A 256-nucleotide genomic window follows, 5' to 3' on the forward strand; every position below is an offset into this window, starting at 1 on the left:
TTTCCAAAGCTTGCTATTTTTAGGGATAATGGATTTTTTGAAAAAATCATCCTGATCTTTTTGTGAAAGTGTTTTAATATCTTTAATAAAAACATATTGCCTTTTTAAGATAACCTGCATGGCAATTCTTGCCCAGTACAGAGGCCTGTCGTCAAGAATAGCCTTTCTTTCTTTTATTTCATCCTTTTTTACTCCGGTTTTGTTGTTTGTTGTGGTCAACTTCATATTATGCTTCTGGTGCTGTAGTACTGCATAG

1 protein-coding gene is annotated in these 256 nt (G+C 33.6%); it reads right to left on the reverse strand.

The genetic code is table 11. The annotated features are described in order from the left end of the window. Positions 1-225, reverse strand: a 225-nt coding sequence (locus SB679_RS25225; protein WP_410705070.1) for a hypothetical protein, incomplete at its 3' end; no start/stop codon positions are given. Between the last annotated feature and the right edge of the window lie 31 nt (positions 226-256).

This window comes from Chryseobacterium sp. SIMBA_029 (assembly GCF_046535275.1).
Lineage (GTDB): Bacteria > Bacteroidota > Bacteroidia > Flavobacteriales > Weeksellaceae > Chryseobacterium.